Raw genomic sequence first — 25,154 nt, forward strand, 5'->3', positions numbered from 1 at the left:
GGGCGTCGGTGGTCGACTCGGCGAACACCCGGTCGCCGACGGCCACCTCCGCCCGGGCTTGGGACGGGAGCGAGGAGCCGTCGCCGGCGATCAGGGCGCCCTGGGAGCCGTAGGCCCCGCGCCAGCTGCCCCGGGTGGCCGCGTCGGACGCCAGGAAGCGGGAGTCGCCCCCCTCGGAGCCGCCGCCGTCGCCGGGCCCGGTGCCGGGGTCGGTGCCGGGGTCCGTGCCGGGGTCGGTCCCACCCCCGTCGCCCGGGTCCGTGCCGGGGTCGGTGCCGCCGTCGCCGGGATCCGTGCCGGGGTCGGTGCCGCCGTCGCCGGGGTCGGTGCCGCCGCCGGTGGCGGGGTCGATGAACAGCCCGCTGACGAGGGCCGAGAGGCCGCCGGCGGCGCTGACGCGGAATTCGACCCTGCCGCTGACCTCCCAGGTCAGGTACACGCCGTCCTTGAACGAGGAGACCGTCCGCGAATCGAGGACCCGGCCGGTCGCCGGGTCGATCAGCTCGACCAGCTGGACGCGGTTCGACTGGAACCAGTCGAGGAAGTAGAGCGACACCTTGCGGGCCTGGCCGTCGGTCAGGTTCATCGTGATCCCGACGCTGGAGTCATTCCAGGCGGCGGCCCGCCGCGTGGTCCCCGAGGTCAACAACAACGCGCGGGGGTCGGTGGTCGACGAGGCGAAGATCCGCTCGCCGCCGGACACCTCCGCCCGAGCGTCGGACGGGAGGCTATTGCCGACGCCGGAGATCAGGGCGCCCTGGGAGCCGTAGGCCCAGCGCCACGTCCCCTGGGTGGACGTGTCCGACTGTTGGAACCGGGCCGTCGCGGTGGTCGTGGCGTTAGGGGCCTCGTCGATGAAGAGCCCGCTGACCAGGGCGGGCGCCCCTCCGGAGGAGGTGACCCGGAACTGGACCTTGCCGCTGACCACCCACGACAGGTACACCCCCTCGCCGAACGACCACGCGTCGCGGGAGTCGATGACCCGGCCGGTCGCCGGGTCGATCATCTCGACGCGTTGGACGCGGTTGGCCCGGCTCCAGTCCAGGAAGTAAAGGGAGACCTTGTGGGCCCGGCCGTCCGTGAGGTTCAGCGAGATCGTGACGGTCGAGGCCTCCCAAGCCGACGCCCGCCGCGAGGTCCCCGAGATCAGGGTCGAGGCGCGAGGGTCGGTGGTGGTCGAGGCCCAGATCCGCTCGCCGCCGGTCACTTCCGCCCTGGCGAAGGACGGGAGCGTGTTGCCGTTGGCGGGGATCAGCGCGCCCTGGATGCCGAGCTTCCCGCGCCACGTCCCCTGGGTGGACGTGTCCACGCTCAGGAAGCGGTTCCCGACGCTGGGGGTCGGGAGCGTCTCCTGGTCGAAGAAGATGCCGTTGACGACGGCGTCGGCGCCGCCGATCCGCGTGACGCGGAACCGCACCTGGCCGGTGACGTTCCACATCAGGTAGACGCCGCCGTTGAACGAGGAGACCGACCGCGAGTCGAGGACGTTGCCGGTGGCCGCGTCGATCAGCTCGACCCGCTGGACCCGGGACGACGAATCCCAGTCGACCATGTAGAGGGCAACCTTGTGGGTACGCCCGTCCGTCAGGTTCAGGTCGATCGTGAACGTGTTGCCGTGCCAGCCGGCCAGGTTGCGCTGCGATCCCGAGCCCAGGGCCCGCGGGTCGCTCGAACCGTTCGCCCAGCGACGGCGCTGGGCACCCGAGATGGACCAGTCGGCGTAGGACGCGGGGAAATAGGTGGCGTCGGGCGCGAAGCTCCCGTCCCTCCCGTGGGCTCCGGCGTGGTTGCCCTTCGAGACCGTGTCGGTCCCCAGGAAGTCGGCGTCGGCCGGGACGCGGGCCGGGGTCGGCCCCGGGTTGGGTCCGGCTTCATGGTCGATGAAGACGCCGCCGAGCACCGCGGGGGAGTTCGTCTCGGAGACGATCCGGAACATGACCCGGCCGCTCACGTTCCACGACAGGTAGACGCCCTCGTTGAACTGCGTGACCTCCCGGACGTCGAGGACCTTCCCCGTCGCCGGGTCGACGAGCTCGACCCTCTGGACGAGCTCGTTCGTCGCGTAGTCCAGCATGTACAGGGAGACCCGATGGGGGCGGCCATCGGTCAGGTTGACGTCGACGAGGATCTGGCGCCCGGTCCAGGAGATGGGCTTGCGGGCGATGCCGTTGGGGAGCTCGAGGCCGCGGCCATCCGGCCCGGATCGCGTGTTGCTGTTCACCGAGGCCGCGGAGACCGACACGGTGGCGTAGGCCGGCAGGACGGGGGCGGCCTCGGGGAGGACGGCGCCGCCGCTGCCGTAGGTCCCCCGCCACGCGCCGCGGGTGATCGAGTCGGACCCGGCGTAGGCATTGGTGCCGGCGACCTCGTCGATGAACACAGCGCTGACGGCGGCCCCGGCGCCCCCCGTGCCGACGACCCGGAACACGACGTTTCCGGCGACGTCCCAGCTCGCGTAAGTCCCCCCCTCGAAGCTCGAGAAGCTACGGGAGTCCAGGACGGCGCCCGTGACGGCGTCGACGACGTCGATCCGCTGGGCCCGACGGCCGAAGTCCCAGTCGATCATGTGCAGCGAGACCCGATGGACGGCGCCGTCGTCCAGGTTCACCGCGATGGTGAACGAGCCGCCCGTCCAGGCGGTGGCGATCCGGTTGCTCGACAGGAACGAGGCGAGCGCGCGATGATCCTTCGTGTTCCGCGACCAGACGGTCGTGGTCGCGCCGGCGACCGAGAGCGAGGCGTACGCGGGGTAGATCCCCGAGTCGCCGGCCACGATCGCGCCGGAGCGGCCGGCGATGGACACCCGGCGTCCCGAGGTCCCCTCGGCCCCGCGATAGGCGACCGTCGCCTGGGGGGCGGGCGCGGCGACCCGGATGGGGGCGGACGCTCGGGAGGTGACGCCGCGCGAGTCGGTCGCGTCGACGGTCACGACGTAATCCCCGGCGGCGACCTGGGCGAACACGAACGATGGGCCCGTCGCGGTCGCGACAGTCGCGCTTCCCTTCTTCACCGTCCACCTCAGCGTCGGCGCGGTCCCGGTCGCGGACCGCGCGTCGACGAGCCGGGCCTCGGCCCAGTCGGCGGGGATGGCCGAGTTCGACCCGGCGGGGGAGCTCACCTCCAGCGTGAGGTTGGAGACGCCGGAGACGTCGACGGAGATCGGCAGGGCGACCCCGACCGCCATCGTCGGCGACGTGTAGAGGACGCGGCCGTCCCCGATGACGCGGAACACGGCCGCGCCCGCGCCCGCGCCGGCCCGGTCGTCCACGCCGATGACGGCCGAGAAGTTCGTGTACCCCCGCCCGATCGGGATCGTGATGGTGGACTGGCCCGACGCCCCGAGCCCCCTGGAGTAGGTGACGCCCCCGAGGCTCATCCGGCCCGCGCCGGCCCCGCCGTTGTAGACGCCATCCCTCACGAACGGTCCGCCGGACGGGGAGAGGTCGGCCGCCGCCTTCTCGGGATAGACCCGGATCGTGGTCGCCTGACCCGGGGTCACGACCGTGGGCGCGAGCCGCGTCGCCATCTCGGCGGCCTGGGCCGCGGTCAGCGAGCCGGGGTCCAGGTTCGCCCTCAGCAACGCCAGGTCGCGCTCGTCCACCTTCCGGTCATGGTTGAAGTCGCCTTGCGACCACCAGAGGCCGTCCCGGCCCATGTTCGCCGCGACGATCTGGAAGTCGGAGTATCCCACGACGCCGTCGCCGTCGGCGTCGCCCGGCGACAGGATCAGGCTCATCACGGCGTCCCATTTCGGGCCGCCCGGGACCGTGGCGTCGCGCCTCAGGCCCCAGAATTCCCCGGAATCGAACGCGGTGAAGTACGACATGAAGTCGCCGCCCGACGCCTTCCACATCGCGTCGTACTTGCGGTAAAGGTCGTACATGACGGGGTCGGTGACCAGCGCGTAGCGGACGTCGAGGTCGGTCACGCGGGACGGGTGGACGCCCGCCTCGTAGGCGCCGAGCGGCAGGCCGTACGCCGCGGCGACCGCCGCGCTGCGCCGGACGAAGGTCGCCTGCGACTCGATATGGGCCTCCATCGACGCGACGAGCACCCTCGGGTCGGTGGAGTTCTTGTGCGACGGGTCCACGTTGATGTAGGGGGCGATGGCCGTCGCCTTGAAGACCTCCGAGGCGTCGCCGTAGACGCGCTGCACGGCCGACAGCCCCTGCTCGAGGACGTCGGGGTAGATGGTCCAGCCGGCGAAGACCGGGATCACCCGGTCCGAATCGGCCCCGAACTCGGAGTAGAAGGCCCGGGCCACGCGGGCCGCCTCGAGCCCCGTCTTCTGGGCCACCCGCCCCCGATCGGACGTCGCCGTCACCCTGGAGTCGGCCCTCGCCATCGACAGGATCTGGTGGTAGGCGGTGAAGATGGGATTCCAGGTCTCGTTGCTGTACTCGATGTAGACCTTCAGCCCGGGGTCGAGCTCGCGCCGCACCAGCGCCGCGAGGTTGCGCAGGTAGTCGTCGTCGGCCAGGGCGGGGACCGTCAGCCAGACGTCGTTGCCGGTCTCGTTGGACAGGGCGATCATCTCCTCATAGGAGGCGACCGCGCCGTTCTTCCCGAAGCTGTCCGAGGGCGTCCGCTGCGACCACCGGGAGTCGGTCGAGTTGTTCGTGTAGCTCCAGACCATGAACCGGAGGAAGTCGAACGGCTCCAGCGCGGCGACGTATTCCTGCATGTAGAGCCGCTCGCCGTCCTCGTACCCCGGCGCCCAGACGTGGAGGTCGGACATGGGCGAGGCGGAGTCGGTCGACGTGATCGTCATGTAGAGCTGGCGCTCCGCCGAGCCCGCGCCCGCGGCGCCCCCGACCTGGACGATCCCGCGGGTCACGCCGTCGGGGCCCGTGGTCATCGGGCCGATCAGGGCGCCGATCCCGGAGAACTGGACCGTGGCCCTCCCCCGGTAGCTCACCTGGTACAGGCCGTCCGGGTAGCTCCGCAGGGACGCGAAGGCCGTCGCCGGGGCCTTCGCGTAGCCGGCGGCGGACCTGGGGATCGAGGCGTCCCTCACCCACTGGTCGGCGGTCAGCCGGCCCCAGCCCTCCATGAGCTGCGCGACGTCGGAGAACACCACTCCCGGGGAGGATCGGTCGAGATTCGGCGGCTCGGCGCCGGCCGCGCTCAGCAACGCGCGGACTTCCATGCGATCGAACGACGGCCTGAAGCCGACGGCACGCCTCGGCGTTCTCATGGGGTGTCTCTCGGGTGTCGGGCGGGGCGAGATGGGCTCGCGCGTCGGCCCCGGGGCCGTCGGGGCCGCCGGGGCCGGGTCGGTCGGACGTCGACCGTCGCGCGAGGGCGCCCGCCGACGCGGCGGGCGCATCAAACATATTATCAGTTGCTAGTCATTGATGTTGAAGACGGATTGGAGTATTCGAGTCTATCAATCCTCACGCGGCTGGCAAGGAGGCCGCCATTTTTCTCGATCCGTGACTTCATAGGCCTATTCACCCACGCACGCGCGAGGCCGCGGGGTTTGGCGCGGGGAGCCGGGCGGGCCATAATCAACCCATACGGCGCGGCGGAACCCGGCCCGAACGGCGAAACCCCGGGAACTTTCCGCGGCCCCGGGGCGTCCAACCCATCAAATGACCAGCGACCGCGACGACTCCAGCCTGGTGGCGGCCTGCCGCGCCGGACGGACCGAGGCCTACGGCGAGCTCGTCGCCCGGTGCCAGGACCGGCTCTACCCGGTCGTGCTGCGCCTGGTCGGGTCGCGCGAGGACGCCCTGGACGTGCTCCAGGACGCATTCGTCCGCGGGTTCGAGAAGCTGGACCAGTACCGAGGCGGGAGCTCCTTCTACACGTGGATCTACCGGATCGCCGTCAACCTGGCGATGAATCGGCTGAGGCGCGGGCGATCCCGCCGGGCGCTGAGCCTGACGGGCCCGATCGGGGCCGGGCCGGCCCACGACCCCCCCGACGAGTCCCCCTCCAGCGTCCCCTCCGAGCGGGCCGAGCGGGCCGAGCGCGAGGCGTTGGTCGAGTCGGCGCTGGCCGCCCTGGAGCCCGACCACCGCGCCGTGGTGGTCCTGAAGGACTTCGAGGGCCGTCGCTACGAGGAGATCGGCGAACTGCTCGGGATCCCCGTCGGCACGGTCCGGAGCCGGCTCCACCGGGCCCGCAGGCAGCTCCGGCGGCGGCTGCTCCCGCTGGCCGACGAGGAGGCGTCCGACGCGGACGCCCAGGACGTGGAGCGGATCATCACCTGATCGGGCGCGCCCAGACGCCCTCCCCCCCGCAAGCCCCCCCGACCCCAGGGCAGACATGAGCGACCAACCGCCCCTCGATATCCTGGATCTCCTGGACGACGAGCCTCCCCCGGAGCGGCGGCGGGCCGCCGAGGCCGCCGCCGCGTCCGACCCGGCGCTCGCGGAGGAACTCCGGTCGATCTCGGCCGTCCGCGACCTGGTCGCCGGCCTTTCCCGGCCCTCCCCGCCGGATCTCTCCGGGGCGGTGCTCCGCCGGATCGCCGCGCGGCGACGGGCCCGGCTCGCTTCGCGCGCCGCGGCGGCCGTCGTGCTGCTCGCCGGGGGTCTGGCCGCCTACTCGGTCGCGCGTCCGCGCCCGACCCCGCCCGCCGCGACCCCCGCGATCGCCCCGCCGGTCGTCGCGTCGATCGCCGCCCCGCCGCTCCCGTCCCCCGAGCCGGTCGCGGAGGTCGCCGCCACGCCGGCTTCGGTGCCCGTCGCGACGCGCGAGTTCGTCGGGCCGCCGGACGATCGGCCGTTGATCGCGCGCCGGCTGCTGGAGCGAGCGGGCCCGGTCCGCCTCCTGCTGGCGAATCGGGGGCGGCCGGCCGACGCCGCGGAGCTGGCGGAGGTGGCCCGCCTGGTGGGCCTCTCCTCGCGCCGCGACTTCCACCGCTTCGACCTCCCCGCCGCCGACGGCCGGCCCGGGGCCGCGGTCTTCGCGGCCGAGCTGGACCCCGGCGAGCTGAAGACCCTGCGCATGCGGCTGGCCGACGCCTTCCCGGACGGTCTCGTCGAACAGGAGTCCGGCCCCCCGCTCCTCGCCGAGTTGGGCCGGGCCGGGACCGCCACCACCCTGCGAGGCGATCCCGCGGCCGAGATCCTCATGCCACGTCGCGAGATGGCGCTCCGCGTCCCCGGCGAAGCCCCCGCGACGGCCGACGAGGCTCCCCCCCCGCCGGCGATCGGCCCGGACGCCGACCCAAAGGAGGCCGAAGGCTCGTCGGTGCTGCTCATCTGGCTCCCGGCCGCCGGCGGCTGACCTCGCGCGGCCCGTCGTCGCGCCCGACTTCCCCGGACCGCCGGGATCGTGCATACTATCCCATCGTCCGAGGGAAGTGGGCCGCGACGCGCCGGCCCCCGTCGCGCCCGGAGAAGAGAGCGCCGTGTCCATGACCCCTGAACCGTCGGCGACCGCCCCGCCGAGGCTCGTCGTATCCCTCGCAACCTTCAACGAGGCCGGGAACATCGAGCCCCTCGTCGCCGGCATCCGGGAATTCGCCCCCCACGCCTCCGTCCTGATCATCGACGACAACTCCCCGGACGGCACCGGCGCGATCGCCGACCGCCTGGTCGATACCCTGCCGGGCGTGGCCGTCATCCACCGCCCCGCCAAGCTCGGCCTGGGGACGGCGACACTGGAGGCGATGGCCTACGCGATCGAGCACGAGTTCGACTACCTGTTGAACATGGACGCCGACTTCAGCCACCCCCCGCGATTCATCCCCGCGCTCCTGGCCGGGATGGTCGACCGCGACGTCATGATCGGCTCGCGTTACATCCCCGGCGGCGGCGTGGAGGGGGGGTTCAACCTCAAGCGGAAGTTCATGAGCACGGGCATCAACCTGTACGCCCGGACCTTCCTCGGGCTGAAGACCCGCGACAACAGCGGCGCGTTCCGCTGCTACCGGGTCTCGAAGCTCGCCGAGATCGACTTCTCCCGGGTCCGCTCCCGGGGCTACTCGTTCCAGGAAGAGATCCTGTTCTGGTGCCGGCAGGTCGGCTGCCGCTTCGGCGAGACGCCGATCCTGTTCGAGAACCGCCGCGCGGGGGTCTCGAAGATCAACTCGCGGGAGGCGGCCACCGCGCTCTGGATCATCTTCCGGCTGGGGCTGGGGCGGCTCCTTGGCCGCGTCTGAGGCGAGGGCGCGATGATCGAGGCGCGACGGCTCACCAGGACATACGGCCCCGTGCGGGCCCTCGACGGCATCTCGTTCGAGCTGGGCCGCGGCGAGGTCGCGGGCCTGCTCGGCCCCAACGGGGCCGGCAAGAGCACGACGATGCGCGTCCTGACAACGTACATCGCCCCGACGAGCGGCCGGGCCCTGGTCAACGGCCGCGACGTCCTCGACGAGCCGCTGGAGGCCCGCCGAGCCGTGGGCTACCTGCCCGAGAACGTCCCGCTCTATCCCGAGATGCGGGTCCGCGAGTTCCTCCGCTTCCGCGCCAAGCTGAAGGACGTGCCGCGGTCAATCCGCCGCCGGGCCGTCTCCGAGGCCGTCTCGCGATGCGGGCTGGGGGAGGTCGAGGACCGGACCATCGGCAAGCTCTCGCGCGGGTTCCGGCAGCGGGTCGGGCTGGCCGACGCCATCCTCGCCGACCCGCCGATCCTGATCCTGGACGAGCCGACCGCCGGCATGGACCCGATCCAGGTCCGCGAGGTCCGCGCCCTGATCCGCGAGCTGGGGGAGCGGCACACCGTCCTGCTGTCCACGCACATCATGTCGGAGGTCGAGGCGGTCTGCTCCCGCGTCGTCGTCATCGCCCGCGGCCGGATCGCGCTGGACGGCCGCCTGGAGGATTTCCGCGCCGACGACGCGATCCGGGTGGAGGCCCGCGGCCCCGGCGACGCGATCCGCAAGGCGGCCTCGGTCGTCCCCGGCGTCGCGGCGGCCCGTCTGGAGTGGGAGCGGGACGGGGTCGCCTCCGTCGACGTGACCCCGCGCCCCGGCGAGGACCCGCGCGAGGGCCTCTCGTCTCGCCTCTCGGCCGGCGGCTGGCCGATCCGCGCCCTGGAGCGCCGGCGACGCTCGCTGGAGGAGCTGTTCGTCGAGGCCGTGAACCGCGCGGATCTCGACGCCATGAATCGGGAGGCGGTCTGAGCCATGCGACACGTCCCGACCATCGCCGCCCGCGAGTTGGCCGCGTACTTCCTCGGCCCGACCGCGTACCTCGTCATGCTGGGCTTCCAGGTGGTCGCCTTCCTGAATTTCTGGGAGCTGGTGGAGTCGCTGGCCCGGCCGCAGGTCGAGTTCTCCAGCCTGCGCGACCCGATGAGCGCCTACATCTCCGGCAGCACGCCGTTCTGGTTCGGGATCCTGGTCGCGGTGCCGGTTTTGACGATGCGGATGCTCGCGGAGGAGAACCGCTCGGGGACGATCGAGACGCTGGCGACGGCGCCGATCACCGAGGCGGACATCGTGGTGGGGAAGTGGCTGGCCGGGGTCGTGATGTACCTTGCGCTGCTGGTCCCGTTCGCGATCTACCTGCCGTTTTTGTACCATCAGGGGAGGTATCCCTTCGACGTCGGCCCGTTCATCAGCCTGGGGGTCGGGCTGACGACGATGGGGATGGCCTTCGTGGCGATCGGCCTGTTCTTCAGCTCGCTGACGAGGAGCCAGGTGGTCGCGGCGATCTGGACGTTCGTGGCGCTGTTCGTCCTCGTCGTGATGACGTTGCTGGCGGCGTACATGCCGGCGGCGCGGGGGTGGACGGCCTGGTCGGACGCGGCGCGGCACGTCGCGGTGATCCGCCAGATCCACGATTTCGCGCTGGGCCGGCTGGACCTCCGGGCGGTCGCCTTGCACCTTTCCGCCTGCGTCTTCGCCCTGTACGCGACGACGACGCTCCTGGCCGCGAGGCGGGGATGTTGAGCCTCGACGTTCTGGGGGGGCCTCGCCCATGATCTCGCCCGTCGACGCATGGGGACCGCTGGGGCGTCCCGAGCCGTGGCTCGTCGTCTCGGCGGCGATCGCCGGGCCGCTATTCGCCTGGATCCTCCGGGGGGCCCCGGCGGAGGCGGAGGCGGAAGCCGTCGCGCCGACGGCGTCGTATCGCAACAAGGTGACGGCGGGGGTGGCGGCCGGGCTGTCGCTGATCGTCCTGGGCGCCGTGCTCGCCGCGTATCACGGGGTGGCGTGGTCGCTGCCGGCGTTCGCGATGGGGTTCGGCCTGGTCGCGACGCTGGTCGTCGTGAACGACCGCTACCGGCACGTCAGCCCGTCGCTGCGGCGTACGGTGACGCTCTCGCGGGCCGCGCTGAACGCGACGCTCGCGGCCGGGATCCTTATCGTCGTCAACGTGATCGCGTTCCGATACGGGGGCCACGTCGTCGACCTGACCCGCGAGCGGACCCACTCGCTCGCCAGCCTGAGCCGCAATCAGGTGGAGTCACTGAACGTCCCCGTGACGTTCCATCTCGTCCACGGCCGCAGCGCCCTGGCCCGCCGTCAGGAGGACCGCGTCGCGCAGCTCCTGGAGCTTTACCGCTCGGCCCGGCCCGACCTCGTGCGGGTCGAGCGGCTCGACCGCTACGCCGAGCTGTCGCGGGGGGACGAGCTGGCCCGACGCGCCCCGGAGCTGGGCATGATGCCCGGCGGCGGCGTCCTGATCGAGTACGCCGCGGAGGACGGGCCGCGATTCGCGGCGATCGGCAATCAGGAGATGTTCGAGTCCGAAGGGCCCGTTCCCGGCGGCGGGGCGGGCGTCTACGCCTCGACCTTCCGGGGAGAGGACGCGATCACCTCGGCCCTGATCCGCCTCCGCCGAAAGACCGTGGTGAAGGTCGGCTTCACCACCGGGCACGGCGAGCCGGGCTTCGGCCGGCCGAGGGAAGGTGGCCCGGCGCTGGAACTCTGGAAGGCGCGCCTGGTCGCCTCGGGGTACGAGCCGGCGGCTCTCAGCCTGCTGGATGGTGAGATCCAGAAAGATGTGAAGCTGATCGTCATCGCGGGGGCGAGGGAGGCGTTCAAGCCCCAGGAGGTCGCGCGGCTCCGGGAGTACGTCGATTCCGGCGCGCCGATCCTGGCCTGCCTCGACGGCTCGGCGCCGACCGGCCTGGAGGATCTCCTCAAGTCGTTCAACCTGGAGTTGGGGCCGGGCACGATCGTCGACCCTCGGCTCAACCTGAGGGGGCGAGCCTCGTTCGCGTTCTGCCCGCTGGAGCCGACGCTGCGGCACCCGACGACCGACGGCATCCCCGGCGATCGCGCCGCGCTGATCGTCGACGCCTCGCCGATCCATGTCGTCGGGACGCCAGGGGCGGCGGACGACTCGCCCGCCTCGATCAACCCCCGGATGGTCCCCGAGCCCATGCTGCGGAGCGGCCCGACGTCGTGGGTTGAGTCCGATTTCGACCCCGCCGCGGCGTCGCCCGAGCTCGAGCCGGAGAAGGATCGGCCGGGCCCGGCGATCGTGGCGACGGCCGTCGCCGAGCGCAAGACGCCGGCCCCTTCTCCCAGGCTGGTGCTGATCTCGAGCCGATCGTTCGGCGAGGACGCCGTGGTCGAGGCCGAGCCGACGAATCTGGACCTGCTGATGAACGCCGCCGCGTGGCTTCGGGGCCGCGGAGACTCCGTCGGGGTCCCCGCCAAGGTCCACTCGGCCCTGACCCTCGTGGCCGACCCCGGCTTGCGGTGGCGACTGGTCCTGGCGCCGACGCTGGTGGCCTCGGCGACCATCGGCGCGCTGGGGGCCCTGGTCTACTTCGTCCGCCGCGACTGATCCACGAACCCGTCGGACCCAGGGACCATGCGCCGAGCCCGATCGACATACGTCCTGGCCGCCGCCTTCCTCGCGGCTCTGCTGGCCCTCTGGGGCTTGGAGCGGGCGGGCGTGCTCACCGAGGCCGAGCGCCTTCGGCGTCGAGATAGGGTGCTGCCCGAGCTGATCGACCTGGACCCGGCCGACGTGAGGAAGGTCGAACTCGCCCGGGGCGACGAGCGGCTGACCTTCGAACGCCGGGGACCTCGCCGCTGGACGATCGCCGAGGCCGGCGGGGTCGACGCCTCCGCCGAGGAGGTGGCGCGGCTGGTCGGGACGATCCGGGGCCTGCGCAAGTCCCCCGAAGCCGGCGTCCTCGATGGGGGGCCGTCTTCCTTCGGACTCGCCCCCCCCGCGGCGGTGGCGAGACTTTGGACCGATCCCGACGCCCCCCCCGTCGCGACGCTGGAGGTGGGGCGCGAGATCGGCCAGGAGCGATTCGTCAGGCCGGGGCCCGACGGCCCCGTCGCTGTCGTCCCGGCGCGGGCGCTGGCCGACGTCGACCGCCCGGCCGTCGACTGGCGGGAGACCTCCCCGGTCCCCCCGTGGACGTTCCCGATCTCCGCCATCTCAATCCACCGCGACGGGCTCGACGCCAAGGCCGAGCGCGGCCGTCGCGGCGAGTGGCGGCTCACCTCTCCCGTGGGTTTCCCGGCCGACGGCGCCCGGATCGACCGGCTGTGCGAGGCGCTCGCGGACCTCCGGGTCGCCCCCGACGCGGGGGGCTTCGTCGCCGATCGCCCCGAGGACTATGCCCCTTTCGGGCTCGCCCCCCCCGCCGCGACGGTCGAGCTGAAGCCCGCCGCGCCCGGGTCGGGGCCGCTGACCCTGATGATAGGCTCGTCCCCCCCGGACCGCCCGGACCAGGTCTACATACGGCTTGGAGGGCGCGACGACGTGATGGCCGTGGACGGCCGATTCGTCCGCCGGCTGCCCGAGGCCCTCAAGGACCTGCGCGACTATCGCCTTGCTGAGTTCGACCCGTCGGCCGTCGTCCGGGTCGAGATTGACGCCCCCGGTGGGCCGTTCCACCTGGAGCGCGACGCGGGAGGGTGGTCGCTGACCTCGCCGGTGGCCTCGCGGACCGACCAGGACCAGGTCGAAGCGCTGTTGAAGGCCGCGAACGACCTCTACGCGCTCGATTTCCAAGAGCCCGGGACCGTCGGCGCCCCGGGGGTCGATCCCCCCGCGCTCCGGCTGCGGATCTGGCGGGACGGGGGCGACTCCGGGGCGTCCGACGCCGCCCCCGAGCTGGCCCTCTCGCTGGCGATCGGCCGGCACGACGCCTTGCGGAAGGTGGTGTTCGCCCAGGTGGAGGGAGACGACGCGATCATCGCGCTGCCGGATCTGTTCGTCTCGGCCCTGCCGAAGTCACGGCACGCCTTCCGCGACACGGCCTTGCCGACGCCCCAGCCGACGGCCGTGACCCGGCTGACGATCGTCAGGCCGGGCAGGACGACGGTCCTGGAGCCCGCCGACCCCTCCGGCGCGCCGAACCGATGGAAGATGACCCGGCCCGTGGAGGCCGACGCGGACCTCGCCGCCGTCACCTCGGCGCTCGCTCGGCTCGCCGAGCTGCGGGCGTCGAGCTTCGTCGCCGACGCGGACGGCGACCTGACGCGATTCGGCCTGACGTCGCCGCTGCTGGAAGTCCTCTGGGAAGGCCGGACGCCCGGGAGCCTCCTCGTCGGCTCGGCGACGGCCGACGACCCTTCCAGGCACTACGCCGTCCTCGCCGACTTCCCCGCCGTGTTCACCCTCCAGGCCGAGGCCCTCGCGCCCCTCGCGGCCGAGTTCCACGACACGCGCGTCCTTTCGTTCCGCCCCGAGGCGGTCCGTCGCCTGGTCCTCCAATCGGAGACGCGGCGGCTCGCTTACCGCCACCGGGCCCGACCGGAGGGGGGCCCGGCCGACTGGATCGCGGAGGCAGGCACCCCGACGGGAGGCGTCGACCTCTCCCGGTTCGATAGCCTGACGCGCGCCCTGTCCGAACTGCGAGCTATCCGCTTCATCCAGTACGCAGGGCCGTTCCCCCCCGGCTCCGGCCTGCTCCACCCTCGGCTGACGATCGTCGCCGAGATCGATGGCCGTGACGAACCGGTCCGGCTCATCCTCGGCTCGAAGTTCCTCTCCGATTGGGTCTGCGCGGCCACCTCCGAGGGGTCGGAGGGCGCGGCCTTCCTGCTCCACGGCGCGGCCTGGGAGGGGCTGATCCTGGACGTCGAAGGGGGCCTGCCCCCAATACCCGACGACCCGTTCGCCCCGCCGGATACCCCCTGAAAGGCACGACCCGCGCCGGCCCCGCCGACGGAGTATCGAGCGGCCCGGATCGCCTGTCGGACCGCGCGACCCGGCCTGGGTCCTGGCCGCGAAGGCGCGGCTACCCGGGTAGCGCATGGGGTAGCGCCATGGGTTCGGGCGACGGTGGCCCCGTACGGATTCACGGGGAGCTTTCGAAATAACGCGGGGCCGCCCGATCGCTCGGCGGCCCCGTGAATATCGGGCGAGGGTGGAGTCTCGTCGTCTGATTTGGAGAGAGGCGCCGCCGAGATTCGAACTCGGGGTGGAGGTTTTGCAGACCTCTGCCTTACCACTTGGCTACGGCGCCGATCGATGTTTCTGGGAGGGGTTAGGTTGGCTCCCCCCGTCGCAGGCGTTCTAAACTACCCTAACCCCGGCGCGAGGGCAAGCAGACTTGCCGCCGCCCGTCGGGATTCGCCGGGCGGGTTCACCTCGCCCGATCTTTATCGACCTTCCGCGACGCTTCCTCCAGCATTCTCGCACGTTCGATGGGGATCCGCGTCGGGTCCAGCCCGTCCCGGACTTCGACGAGCCGCCGCCGGAACTCCGGGATCCGCTCCGGGGGGAGCGAGTCGGCGAGCCGGCTGGTCAGCTCGCCGGGGAGGTCGGTCTCCAGCCCCCATGGACCAGACGCGATCCTTGCCCAGAGGTTCAGGGCGTCGTCGAAGCGGCCGTCTCGGATGGACGCGTCGAGTCGATCGAAGGCCGCCGTCTCGATGGCGCGCCAGACGACCGGCGACCGATCGTCGGGGGCGATGCGAAGCAGGCGGTCGAGGAGCCCGCCGATGTCGCCGGCCGCGAGCGAGCGGTCGATCAGCAAGGCGTCGAGCTTCGCCCGTCGGCCGGCGTCGAGGCCGCCCCGATCGAGGCCGTCCAGGGCCCGGAGCACCGCGGGGGTGGCCGCCACGCCGAACGTCGCCGCGGCCATCAGCGACGATTCGTAGCACCAATCGAGCAACCGCGCGGCGTCGTCGGTGTCGGGCCCCGGGCTCGCGGCGAGCACCAACGCGTCCGGGGGCGGCGGGTCGGGCGGAGTCCTCGGCGGGCGGCTTCGCGCCGTCTCTGGATCGATACGGTAGAGCGGATCGCCAAGGTAAACCAGCCGCCACGGCAGGCCCAGGGCCTCCCCGGGCTCCTGCCGCAGCGCGGCGGAGAGCGGCAGCCCGGCGACCAGGAGCTGAGACGCGATGTAGGGGGTGCGGAAGGCGATCAGGTAAGGCTCGTTCATCGACCCGTAGTAGATGAACGCGCCGCGCTCGAGGAACCTCCCGGCGATGGTGTCGGGGTTGGTCGGGTCCGCGGCGGAGAAGCTGTGGATCATGACGACCGCCGCCGACCCCCAGAGCGGCACGTCGCCGACCAGGCCCGAGCCCCCCGCGATCGAGAACCGTTCGGGCGAGCCCGACGAGTTCATCATCAGGAGGTCGCGGCCCCAGGGCGGGCGTGCGAACTCATGCCAGGCGGCGAGGTCCGCGCGGGAGCCGGCGCGGGCCACGACCGCGCCGGGGCGGATCAGCCCCAGTGTCGCGACGGCCCCGGTCACGTCGTAGTCCGACCAGGGCGCGCCCCCGCCGTAGGTGTTCCACAGCAGGGCCGATTCCGGCTGGAGGAACAGCGCCGACATCGCCCGATACACCGACGCGGGGGCGTCCCCCAGGAGCCGCCCGGTGAAGGCCCAGCGGCCCCAGGTCCCCTGCTCCTCGGCCCGGCGCGGGTCCATGTCGCGGCCGACCAGGTCGTCGACGGCCCGGTCCCCCCGGGCGAGCCCTTCCTTCTGGTCGACGTTGTAGCGATAGGGCCAGTCGCCGGCCAGGGTGAGGAAGTCGACCTCGTCGCCAAGGCTCCGGTAACTCCTCGTCACGGACGCCACCCGAGCCTCCACCCTTCGGGCGAAGGCGAGCGCCTGCCGCTCCGTGAGGGTCGACCCGAACCCCAGCGGCTCGGCCTGGCGATCCTCGGCGACGACCTTGCCGACCCTGACGAGCGGTTGGAACCGCCCGGCCGCCAGCGCCGCGGCTCCCGCCAGGGAGGGGCTGCCGTAATGCGACAGCACCAGCCCCGGGGGCGTCGGCCCGAGCCCGCGCGGCCGCATCCCCGAAGGGGGGAGCCCCTCGGTCTCCGCCGCGTCGCCCCGCCAGGCCCGCGCCACGGCCTCGCCGGCCGCCCCCCACTCGTCGACGGGGCCCTCGCCGTAACGCCGTGGCGTCGCGGGCCAGCGCACGATCTGCGAGGGCCGGAACGCCCGGATGAATGGGATCGTCCAGCGCGGGTCGTCGATCAGGATCGGGAAGTACGACCGGGCGTCCCACGTCGAAAGGGCGTCGAGGAAGCCCGGGATGTCCCCCACCAGGACGACCTGGTCCACGACGGCGCGCGTCGGGCCGCCGGACTGCCGCCAGGTCTTCGCGGCGTCCAGCAGGGGGGCGAGGCGGGGGTCGTCCGTCGTCTCGATGGGGGCGACGGCGGCCGGGGCTTCGCCGACGATCGACCCGTCGGGCTCGTCTCGGCCGCAGCCGAGCGCGGCCGAGACGATCGCGATCAGGACGAGGAGGCTTGATCGGCGGGATGGCATCGCGCCTCGTCCGTTGGCGGCTGGGGGTGGGCGGCGTGCGGTCGATTGGGTGGAGCCCGGTTTCCACAACCGTTATACTAGCGACGTCGGGGGGACTCCAATCCCCCCGGCCCTCTGGACGGAATAAGGACGCCCGCCGACGTCGCCGATCGCGACGCCGGGGCGTCCGCGCGATCGAATCGGACGACAGCCACGAAGGGGCTCCCATGAAACGCGGCGGCATCCTCAACCCGGCGATCTGCTCCCTCCTCGCCGAGTTGGGCCATACCGACGAACTCCTCATCGTTGACGCCGCCTACCCGCTCCCCAGCGACGCCCACGTCATCGACCTCACCCTCACTCCGGGCATCCCCCGCCTGCTGGACGTCGTCCGCGCCGTGGCCGAGGAACTGGTCATCGACGCCATCGCCGTCCCCGCCGAGATCAAGGAGCACAGCCCCCGCCTGTTCCAGGAACTCCTCAAGCTGGTGGGCGACGTCGACATCGACGAGCTCCCCTACCACGAGTTCAAGGAGCAGGCCCTCGACGCCAAGGGCATCATCCGCACCGCCGAATTCAGCCCCTACGCCAGCGTCCGGATCCTCGCCGGCAGCGCGTACTGAGCGACGGGCGTCCCGTGCGATTCGCGGGCCCAGAGTCGTGCGAGAATCGAGGTGTCACCATGGATCGCGGGACCATCGAAGGGCTGTGGGAGGAAGTCACCCGCCATGCCGATCAACTGGTCGGTCGCCGAGTCCGCGTCACCGTACTGGACGACCCCGCCCCTCCCGAGTCCGGAACCCGGCCGCCGGACCCCATCCTCGGAATCTTCAACGACGCCCCGGACCTCCTCGACGAAGTCGTCGAGGAGGCGATGATTATTCGCGAGGAGCGCCCCTGGAGGCTCCCTGCCGGTGAATAAGGCGTTGCTCGATACGGATACGCTTTCGGAACTCGGCAAGGCGGTCGACCCAAATGTCGCTCGAAACGGGGCTGACTATCTGGCTTTGCATGGCCGGTACACGCTAACGGTGATCAGCGTCATGGAAGTCGTTCGGGGGCTCGTTAAGAAACAGGCCGCCAAGCAACCTGGGGCCTTTCTGTCGGGGATCCCGTCGGTGGAGGTCCTGAGCTTCGACCAGGCCGCCGCCGAACTCGCCGGTCACATCCAGGGGCAGCTTGAGCGGGTTGGGCTCCCGATCGGACGAGCCGACCCGATGATCGCCGCCATCGCCCTTACGCATGGGCTGGAGCTGGTCACGGGCAATACGGCCCACTACGAGCGAATTCAACGGCTCGGGCACCCGCTCGCCTTAAGAGACTGGAGAGCCTAGCGGACGGGGAGGTGCCCCGGGCGCGATACATTCGTATTGTTGATTATCTCCATTCTCTGCGATCCCCCGTCACTACACGCTCGCGGCACTCGCTCACGCCAGCTTACTCCCCGGGAGTGGACGGCGCGACCTCGGGGAACAGCAGCTCCGCGACGACCGCGCGGTGGTCGGAGGGGTACGGGGTCACGACGATGTCGGCGGCCTCGCGCGATTCGCCGACGATCTCGGCCGATTTGACCTGGACGTTCGGGGTCGCCAACACGAAGTCGATGCGGTCGTGGTGGTCCTTGGGGTCGTCGGGTCGCGTGATCGGGGTCCACGTCACGCCGGGGCTGGCCAGCGGGTCGGGGTGGACCTCGCGGTAGGCGTCGACGAACCCCGCGGCCTCGACCGCCAGGGTCGACGGCCATTCCACCCTCAGCGGGTGGATCCCGGCGCTCGCGGCGGCGTCGGTCCAATCCCGGTGCGAGGGCTCGTTGAAGTCGCCGGTGACGACCATGGGGAGGCCCTCGGCGGCGACGGCCGCCACCTCGGCCAGCATCTCGGCGACCTGGCCGCCCCGCGCCTCGCGGGCGGCGCGGACCGCCTCGTCCGCCGTGCCCAGGAACGCGCCGTCGGCGTAGGGGATGCGCAGAAGTTGATACGGCTGATAGGGAGCGTGGGCCAGGTGGACGTTGAAGGCGTACATCAGGCGGCCCGAGGGGAGCGCCAGCTTCGCGCCCCACTTCCTCGGCGTCGCGGCGACGATCGGGAAGCGGCTGATGACTCCGGTGCGGCCCCCCTGATCCAGGTAGTGCCACCCCAGCCGCTCGGCGATCTCGGCGGCGCGGTCGGGACGCTCCTCCCCCTTGGGGGCCGTCCCGCCAGTCTCCTGGAGGCCCACGACGTCGGCCCGCGATCGCCGGATGACCTCGACCGTGGCGTCGAGCGGCTGCTTGCCGGCGTCGCCGCCGTGCCAGAGGTTGAAGCTCATGACCCGGACCGACTCCGGGCCGTCGGCCCGCGCCGGCGAGGCCGCCAGGCACGCGGCGCCGAGAAGGACGGCCGACAGCAGGGGACGAAGCATCTTCGGACGCGGAAGCTGTGTCATGGGGAGGCACCAATCCTGGAATACGTTTCGATCGCGCCGCCGCGGCGCGGCGCGGATTCGGGCCCGGCTGGCCCGATCGGCCATGGAGGAGGGACTTCAGAGGCTCGGGTTGGAGAACTCCTTCAGCGGCAGCGACACCGGGACCTGGTGGCGGGAGCTGCGGGCGACGGCCTCGGTGAACTGCATCCCGCGGGCGCCGGTGGCGAAATCGTTGTGGGTGACGGGACGCTCGCCGCGGATGGCCGCGACGAAGTCGGCCTCGGCGCGCCAGCCGCCACGAAGGGCGTCGGGGATCGGCAGGGCGCGAGGCGCGTCCTCGCCGCGCCGGAGGCCCCGGATCTGGTCCGTGCGAAGGTCGTAGAAAAGCGATCCTTCCGAGCCGTGGAGCGCCACGCTCATGGCGTTCCCCCCCCAGAGGACCGCGCTGAGGCGGTACGTCCCCACGGATCCGTCCTCGTGCGTCGTCAGCACCTGGACGCTGTCGGGCGTGCCGACGGGCTTCGTCCGCCGGTTCTCGGGGTCGAGTCGCTCGGGGACGAGCTTCGACGCGTAGGCCAGGACGCGCCTGGCCTGCGGGATCCATCGCGAGACGGTCTCGTGCAGGATGCCCAGGGTCAGCATGTTGAAGCCCGAGTAGCGGGTCTTCTGCCGCCATCCCATGGGCGTCGCCGGGTCGGCGAGTTCATTCGTCAGGCCGTCGACGTGGACCTCGCGGAGCGCGCCGAGCCAGCCCCCCTCGATCAGCGAGCGGACGAACGCCTCGCCGACCAGCCCGTAGGGGCTGGGGGCGACCATCGCCACCCGGTCGGGAGACTCGCGCGCCCGGTCGAGCATGCGCTGGGCCTCGCGGGCGTTCATCGCCATCCGGGCCTGCGTCAGGACGTGCTTGCCGGCGTCGAGCGCCGCGAGCGTCACCGGGCAGTGCATGTAGGGCCAGGCGCCGATGAGGACCGCGTCCACGTCGGGGTCCTGGATCACTTCCTCCCAGTTGCCGTAGATCGTGGGGAGCCCCAGCTCCCGCGCCGCCCTGGCCGACGACTCGCGCCGCCGGTTGCAGACGCCGATCAGCTCCACCCCCGGGATCGCCCGGAAGCCCGGGACGTGCCTGGACCGCACGACCGCGCCGGCCCCGATGATCGCGATGCGAATCCTCCCGCGCGACATTATCGAGCCCCATCCGTGCGCCGGCGATGGCCGGGCGGCGCGGACCTCGCCGCCGCCCGGCGGATTCCCATGACCCGTCAGAACGCGATCGGCAGCCCCAGCTTGCGACGCACGGCGACGAACTGTCCCGCGTGCAGGACCGGATGATTGGCCGCCAGGTGCAGGAGCTGCCCGACCGTCGGCGTGAACGACGGGAACTTGGGATCGGCCCGATCCAACTCCTCGTCGGGCAGCGACTCCAGCAGGGCCTTCGTGGCGGTCCGCTGCGCATTCCAGAGCGCAAGGTATTCCTCGGGCGCGAGGAACTTCGTCGCGTCGTCGTCCGACGCGTTGTCCCTGGAATGGGCCTCGGCGAATCCCGCGGGCAAGGCCGGCGAGGAGCCGGGGCGGATCGCCTCGATCATCCCCCGCTCGCTGTCGATCAGGTGGCCGACCTGCCAGGCGATGTGGTTCATGCCGGGCACCGCGCGGATCAAGAGGTCGTCCTTCCCGAGCCCCTCGAGGTAGCGGGCCATGATCATCTCGGAGGTCGCCAGCGCGCCGCGGATCAGGTCTTTCGCCGTCATCGGGATTCCTTCGGTTCGGGGGCGGGGTCGAGCGTGAAGTCGGCGATGAATAGCTGGCTGTTGCGGTCGGTGCCGCGGGCGTTCGAGGTCCACATCAGCTTCTTGCCGTCGGGGCTGAAGACGGGGAGGCCGTCGAAGCCGTCGTGGTAGGTCAGCCGTTCCTCGTCGCCGGAGTCCACGTCCATCAGATAGAGTTCGTAATTCGAATGGCCGTGGCGGCTGGTCGAATAGACGATGTGCTTCGAGTCGGGATGCCAGAACGGGCCCCAGTTGACCGCCTCGTTGTCCGTGAGCTGGCGCTCCTCGGACCCCTCGACGTTGTTGACGAATATCTGGAGCAGGTCGTTCCCGGCGCGGTCGCTGCGGTAGATGATCCGCTGGCCGTCGGGCGAGAAGAACGGGCCGCCGTCGTATCCCCTGGCGTCGGTGATCCGCCGCTGGTTCTTACCGTCGGCGTCCATCATGTAGATCTCGGCGTCGCCGTCGCGCATCGAGGTGAAGACGATCGACTTGCCGTCGTCCGAATAGCTCCCCTCGGCGTCGTAGCCGTCGGCGTCGGTCAGGCGGGTCAGCCCGCCGCGTTCCAGGTCGTACCGGAAGATGTCCATGCCGTCCGGGAAGCTCCAGCGATACCGACTCCCCGACCGGCTGTACGCCGACTGGGGCCTCGACGGAGGCGCGGGGTTCAGGTGGGTCGAGCCGAAGATGATCGACTTCCCGTCCGGCGCGAAGTAGGCGCAGGTGCAGGCGCCCTCGCCGGTGCTGATCATCTTGGGCTTCGCGCCCGCCTCCAGGTCGGCCACGTAGATCTGGTATTCGTACTGGTTCGCCCCGGGCTCCAGGAAGATCGATTCCGGCAGGTTCGGGACCGCCTGAAAGACAATCTTCTTGCCGTCTCGGCTGAAGTACCCCTCGCCGGCGCGGAAGAAGCCGAAGGTCGCCTGCCGGATGTTCGTCAGGTGCTTCGACTCCCGCCTCGCGACCTCCTCCGGCGAGAGCGGGCGCTGCCCCCCGCCGCCGGGCTGGCACGCCAGCGCGACGCTCAGGATCAGGGCGGACGTGACGGTGGGGGTCATGAGGCGCGGTCTCCGATTCTTCCTTGGTGGCCCACGATCGACCGGCTAGTATAGGTCAACCGGCGAGGGATGACCATTGGGCGACGCGGCGGGGACGACGTGAAGATCTACACCAAGACGGGCGACGCGGGGATGACCGGCGTCCTGGGGAGCCAGCGGCTCCGCAAGGACGACGCGAGGATCGAGGCCTACGGGACGGTCGACGAGCTGAACGCCGCCCTCGGCGTGGCCCGCGCCCACGGACTCGACGCGCCCGAGGACGAACTCGCCGCGCGGCTCCAGGACGACCTGTTCACCCTGGGCGCGGCGCTGGCCGACCCCAACCCGGAGGGCCCCTTCCACAACCAGGTCACCGACGCCCACGTCGAGGCGCTGGAGAGGGCCATCGACGAGCGCGTCGCGGAACTCGAGCCGCAGCGCAGCTTCATCCTCCCCGGCGGCACGCCGGGCGCGGCGCAGTTCCACCTGGCCCGCACCGTCTGCCGACGCGCCGAGCGCCTGGTCGTCCACCTGGCGAACCTCCCCGGCGAGCACGTCCCCACGCCGCTCCTGATCTATCTCAACCGCCTGAGCGACCTGCTGTTCGTCATGGCACGCATGGTGAACCACCGCGCCGGCACGCCGGACGTGCCGTGGGTCTTCAAAAAGTGACGGCCGGGGGGAAGACCGTCCTCGTCACCGGCGGGCGTCGAGTCGGCTCGGACCTGGCGCGGACCCTCGCCGGGCTGGGCTGGCGGGTCGCCATGACCTACCGCGACAGCCGCGAGGTCATCGAGGCGACCGTCGCCGACGTCGAGGCCGCCGGGTCCGAGGGCCTCGCCATCCGGGCCGACCTGACCGACCCGGAGCAGGCCGAGGCCGCGGTCGCCGCGACCGTCGCCCGTTTCGGCCGGATCGACGCGCTGGTCAACATGGCGAGCATCTACCGGCGCACCCCGCTCGCCGACCTGACCCCCGCCGATTTCGACGCGATGGTCGCCGCCAACCTCGCCGCGCCCTACCACGCGGCGATCGCCGCCGCGCGCGCCATGCTGGCCCAGGAGCCGGTCGACGGCATCCGCGGCAAGCTCGTCTTCCTGGGCGACTGGGCCACCGAGCGGCCCTATAAAGGATACCTCCCCTACCTCGCCGCGAAGGGGGGGATGACCACGCTCGCCACGGCCCTGGCCGTCGAGCTGGCCCCGTCGATCCCCGTCGCCACCATCCAGCCGGCGATGATCGACCCGCCTCCCGACCTGACCGAGGAGGACAAGCGGGCGGTGCTGGAAGCCACCCCACTGCGACGCTTCGGCTCGTCGGGCGACGTGAACCGCCTGATCGTCTACCTGCTCGACGAGACGAACTTCGTCACCGGAGTCTGCTACCGCGTCGACGGCGGCCGATTCCTGGGGAATGGCTGACGAGACGCCCCGGCGGACGCTCGCGTCTCAGGGTTCTTCCCGCCATTCGTGGGGAAGGCAACGACGAAAACGAGGCCCGGGCCCTCCTGATCGCCCCCGGCCCCGTCGACGCCCCGCTCCTTGTGGCGGGGGTCGCCCCGGGGTTACACTCGACCGCTGATCGGACTCATCCCGGCCGCCGAGGGATTCGCATGAAGGTTTATCGCCTCCGTTCCTCCCGGATCGCCGCCGTCCTGGCCGGCCTGGGGCTGGCGGTTCTGGCCGCCCACACCGCGGGCGCCGCCGAACCGGCGGGAATCTGGACGCTCGTCGTGCTGGGCATCGGCGAGGACGAATACGCCATCGTCGACCTGCATCGGCAGGACGGGAACCCTCGCGGCGTGCTGCTCGACGGCCGCAAGAACATGTTCGAACGGGCCGCGGTCGCCGACGTCCGCCTGGAGGACGGCAAGGCCGGCTTCACCCTGAAGGGCGAGCGGTTGACGCTCTCCTTTTCCGGGGTCGAGGCGAAAGAGGGCGTCAACGCCGGCCGGCTGGTCGGGACCGTCGCATTGCAAGGGAGCGTCTTCCCCGCCCGCATGGAGCGGACCCTCCAGGAGCGGATCGGCGCCCCGAAGCAGCCGCTGATCGGCCGGGAATACTTCGTCGCCCGCGGCCTGGCCGACCCCAAGGCCCGCGCCCGGGCGTTGCGGGGATTGATCAAGAGCCTCGGCGATTCTCCCGTGGTGTTTTTCCCCTACACCGACCTCCTCGAATCCGCCGGCGACGCCGGGCTCTCGACCGCCGACGTGGACTCCCTGATCGACGCCTGGCGCGAGGGGGCCGCGACCTACGGCCCGGACTGGGTCCGTGAGGTCGACACCAAGGCCGCCGAGGCCCTGGCGCCCCAGAAGTCATTCGCCGCGACGGCCCTGAAGCTCGCGAAGCGCGTGGACGAGACGCTCCCCGACGACACGCCGACCGCGGCACGCCAGGGGCTCGCCCGGCTGCTCGCCACGGCCGCCCGCAACGCCGGCGAGGCCGACGTCGCCGCCGAGGCCGAGGGGCGGGTCGCCAAACTGGAGGCCCAGCTGGACGAGGAATATCACCGGGTCGTCCCGCCGTTCGAGGCCCCCCCCTACCCCGGCCGGAAGTCGCCAGACGCGGGACGCCCCGTGGTGATGGAGCTGTTCACCGGCGCCCAGTGCCCCCCCTGCGTCGCCGCCGACGTCGCCTTCGACGGGCTCCTCAAGAGCTTCGAGCCGACCGAGTTCATCGGCCTCCAGTACCACCTGCACATCCCCGGCCCCGACCCGCTCGCCAACCCCGACGCGATCGAGCGTCAACAATACTACGGCCAGCAGATCGGCGGCACCCCGACCACGTTCGTGAACGGACGCACCGTGGCCCCGGGCGGCGGCGGCATGGCGGCGTCGGAGTCGAAGTACCAGGAGTACCGCCGCGCGATCGACCCGATCCTGGAGGAGAAGAAGCAGGCCGACGTCACCGTCACGGCCGAGCGTTCCGGCGACGTGATCTCCGTCGTCGCCGAGGCCGCCATGCCTTGGGCATCGAAGGGCGAGGCCCCGAAGAAGGCCGGCAAGTCGTCGATCAAGCTCCGCCTGGCCCTGACCGAGGAATCGGTCCGCTACGTCGGCGGCAATCGGCTGCGATTCCACCACCACGTGGTCCGCGCGCTCCCCGGCGGCGCGGAGGGGACGGCGCTCGTGGACGGCCGCGGCAAGGTCGAGATCAAGGTCGACCTCGCCGAGCTTCGCAAGTCCCTGGAGGGCTACGTCGCCGAGCAGGCCGAGCAGCGCCCCTTCTTCGGCGTCACGCCGGACGTGGCCCTCGAGAATCTCGGCGTCGCGGCGTTCGTCCAGGACGACCTCGACAAGTCCATCCTCGGGGCCGCGTCCGTCCCCGCGAGGACGGCGGCCCCCTGAGGCCGCCAG

General features: G+C 71.8%; 19 protein-coding genes and 1 tRNA gene. 13 read left to right on the forward strand and 7 right to left on the reverse strand.

Annotated features, from left to right (window positions below; translation table 11 throughout):
• Window positions 1-5,197: NPCBM/NEW2 domain-containing protein (locus WG209_RS11415; RefSeq protein WP_337175168.1), on the reverse strand; the 5,197-nt coding region annotated here is incomplete at its 3' end.
• Between the two features lie 397 nt (window positions 5,198-5,594).
• Here WG209_RS11415 and WG209_RS11420 point away from each other — a divergent pair.
• The 7 genes from WG209_RS11420 to WG209_RS11450 all read left to right on the forward strand — a co-directional run bounded on the left by WG209_RS11420 (window position 5,595) and on the right by WG209_RS11450 (window position 14,018).
• Window positions 5,595-6,218 (forward strand): sigma-70 family RNA polymerase sigma factor, encoded by a 624-nt coding sequence (locus tag WG209_RS11420; protein ID WP_337175169.1) that lies wholly within the window; start codon window positions 5,595-5,597, stop codon window positions 6,216-6,218.
• A 55-nt stretch (window positions 6,219-6,273) separates the two neighbouring features.
• Window positions 6,274-7,239, forward strand: a complete 966-nt coding sequence (locus tag WG209_RS11425; RefSeq protein ID WP_337175170.1) for a hypothetical protein — start codon at window positions 6,274-6,276, stop codon at window positions 7,237-7,239.
• 130 nt (window positions 7,240-7,369) lie between these two features.
• The gene (locus tag WG209_RS11430; protein WP_337175171.1) at window positions 7,370-8,116 is read left to right on the forward strand and encodes a polyprenol monophosphomannose synthase; all 747 of its coding nucleotides are present in this window, start codon (window positions 7,370-7,372) and stop codon (window positions 8,114-8,116) included.
• A 12-nt stretch (window positions 8,117-8,128) separates the two neighbouring features.
• On the forward strand, window positions 8,129-9,079 hold the full coding sequence (locus tag WG209_RS11435; protein ID WP_337175172.1) for an ATP-binding cassette domain-containing protein: 951 nt from the start codon (window positions 8,129-8,131) through the stop codon (window positions 9,077-9,079).
• Window positions 9,080-9,082: 3 nt separating this feature from the next.
• The gene (locus WG209_RS11440; protein WP_337175173.1) at window positions 9,083-9,850 is read left to right on the forward strand and encodes an ABC transporter permease subunit; all 768 of its coding nucleotides are present in this window, start codon (window positions 9,083-9,085) and stop codon (window positions 9,848-9,850) included.
• A gap of 28 nt (window positions 9,851-9,878) precedes the next feature.
• A complete protein-coding gene (locus WG209_RS11445) occupies window positions 9,879-11,699 on the forward strand; it encodes a GldG family protein (RefSeq protein WP_337175174.1) in 1,821 nt (606 codons plus the stop codon).
• 27 nt (window positions 11,700-11,726) lie between these two features.
• Complete coding sequence (locus WG209_RS11450; protein WP_337175175.1) at window positions 11,727-14,018, forward strand: DUF4340 domain-containing protein; 2,292 nt, start codon at window positions 11,727-11,729, stop codon at window positions 14,016-14,018.
• A gap of 257 nt (window positions 14,019-14,275) precedes the next feature.
• Here the strand turns inward: WG209_RS11450 and WG209_RS11455 are convergent.
• Both WG209_RS11455 and WG209_RS11460 read right to left on the reverse strand, forming a co-directional pair.
• Window positions 14,276-14,346: transfer RNA gene (locus tag WG209_RS11455), tRNA-Cys, on the reverse strand.
• A gap of 120 nt (window positions 14,347-14,466) precedes the next feature.
• The gene (locus WG209_RS11460) at window positions 14,467-16,611 is read right to left on the reverse strand and encodes a hypothetical protein (RefSeq protein ID WP_337175176.1); all 2,145 of its coding nucleotides are present in this window, start codon (window positions 16,609-16,611) and stop codon (window positions 14,467-14,469) included.
• A 206-nt stretch (window positions 16,612-16,817) separates the two neighbouring features.
• On the opposite strand from WG209_RS11460, the gene rbsD reads away from it, so the two are divergent.
• From rbsD to WG209_RS11475, 3 genes are read left to right on the forward strand one after another with little or no spacing between them, the layout of a single operon-like run.
• On the forward strand, window positions 16,818-17,213 hold the full coding sequence (rbsD, locus tag WG209_RS11465; protein WP_337175177.1) for a D-ribose pyranase: 396 nt from the start codon (window positions 16,818-16,820) through the stop codon (window positions 17,211-17,213).
• A 59-nt stretch (window positions 17,214-17,272) separates the two neighbouring features.
• Window positions 17,273-17,512 carry a hypothetical protein gene (locus WG209_RS11470; RefSeq protein ID WP_337175178.1) on the forward strand — a complete coding sequence of 80 codons (240 nt, stop codon included), beginning with the start codon at window positions 17,273-17,275 and terminating at the stop codon, window positions 17,510-17,512.
• The gene (locus WG209_RS11475) at window positions 17,505-17,924 is read left to right on the forward strand and encodes a PIN domain-containing protein (RefSeq protein ID WP_337175179.1); all 420 of its coding nucleotides are present in this window, start codon (window positions 17,505-17,507) and stop codon (window positions 17,922-17,924) included. Before WG209_RS11470 ends, WG209_RS11475 begins: the two co-directional genes overlap by 8 nt.
• 103 nt (window positions 17,925-18,027) lie before the next feature.
• Here the strand turns inward: WG209_RS11475 and WG209_RS11480 are convergent, their stop codons facing one another.
• From WG209_RS11480 to WG209_RS11495, 4 genes are all read right to left on the reverse strand, one after another.
• Complete coding sequence (locus WG209_RS11480) at window positions 18,028-19,014, reverse strand: endonuclease/exonuclease/phosphatase family protein (RefSeq protein WP_337175180.1); 987 nt, start codon at window positions 19,012-19,014, stop codon at window positions 18,028-18,030.
• A gap of 96 nt (window positions 19,015-19,110) precedes the next feature.
• Window positions 19,111-20,178, reverse strand: coding sequence for a Gfo/Idh/MocA family oxidoreductase (locus WG209_RS11485; RefSeq protein ID WP_337175181.1), 1,068 nt, complete (start codon window positions 20,176-20,178; stop codon window positions 19,111-19,113).
• Window positions 20,179-20,255: 77 nt separating this feature from the next.
• A complete protein-coding gene (locus WG209_RS11490) occupies window positions 20,256-20,744 on the reverse strand; it encodes a DinB family protein (protein ID WP_337175182.1) in 489 nt (162 codons plus the stop codon).
• Entirely contained in the window at window positions 20,741-21,820 is a 1,080-nt protein-coding gene (locus tag WG209_RS11495) for a hypothetical protein (protein ID WP_337175183.1), read from the reverse strand. The genes WG209_RS11490 and WG209_RS11495 overlap by 4 nt, the downstream gene beginning before the upstream one ends.
• A gap of 69 nt (window positions 21,821-21,889) precedes the next feature.
• Between WG209_RS11495 and WG209_RS11500 the strand changes: the two genes are divergently transcribed.
• From WG209_RS11500 to WG209_RS11510, 3 genes are all read left to right on the forward strand, one after another.
• Window positions 21,890-22,471 carry a cob(I)yrinic acid a,c-diamide adenosyltransferase gene (locus WG209_RS11500; protein ID WP_337175184.1) on the forward strand — a complete coding sequence of 194 codons (582 nt, stop codon included), beginning with the start codon at window positions 21,890-21,892 and terminating at the stop codon, window positions 22,469-22,471.
• Window positions 22,453-23,220 carry an SDR family oxidoreductase gene (locus tag WG209_RS11505; protein WP_337175185.1) on the forward strand — a complete coding sequence of 256 codons (768 nt, stop codon included), beginning with the start codon at window positions 22,453-22,455 and terminating at the stop codon, window positions 23,218-23,220. Before WG209_RS11500 ends, WG209_RS11505 begins: the two co-directional genes overlap by 19 nt.
• A 191-nt stretch (window positions 23,221-23,411) precedes the next feature.
• The gene (locus WG209_RS11510; protein WP_337175186.1) at window positions 23,412-25,145 is read left to right on the forward strand and encodes a hypothetical protein; all 1,734 of its coding nucleotides are present in this window, start codon (window positions 23,412-23,414) and stop codon (window positions 25,143-25,145) included.
• Window positions 25,146-25,154: the final 9 nt, after the last annotated feature.

The organism is Paludisphaera sp., assembly GCF_037189885.1.
GTDB lineage: Bacteria > Planctomycetota > Planctomycetia > Isosphaerales > Isosphaeraceae > Paludisphaera.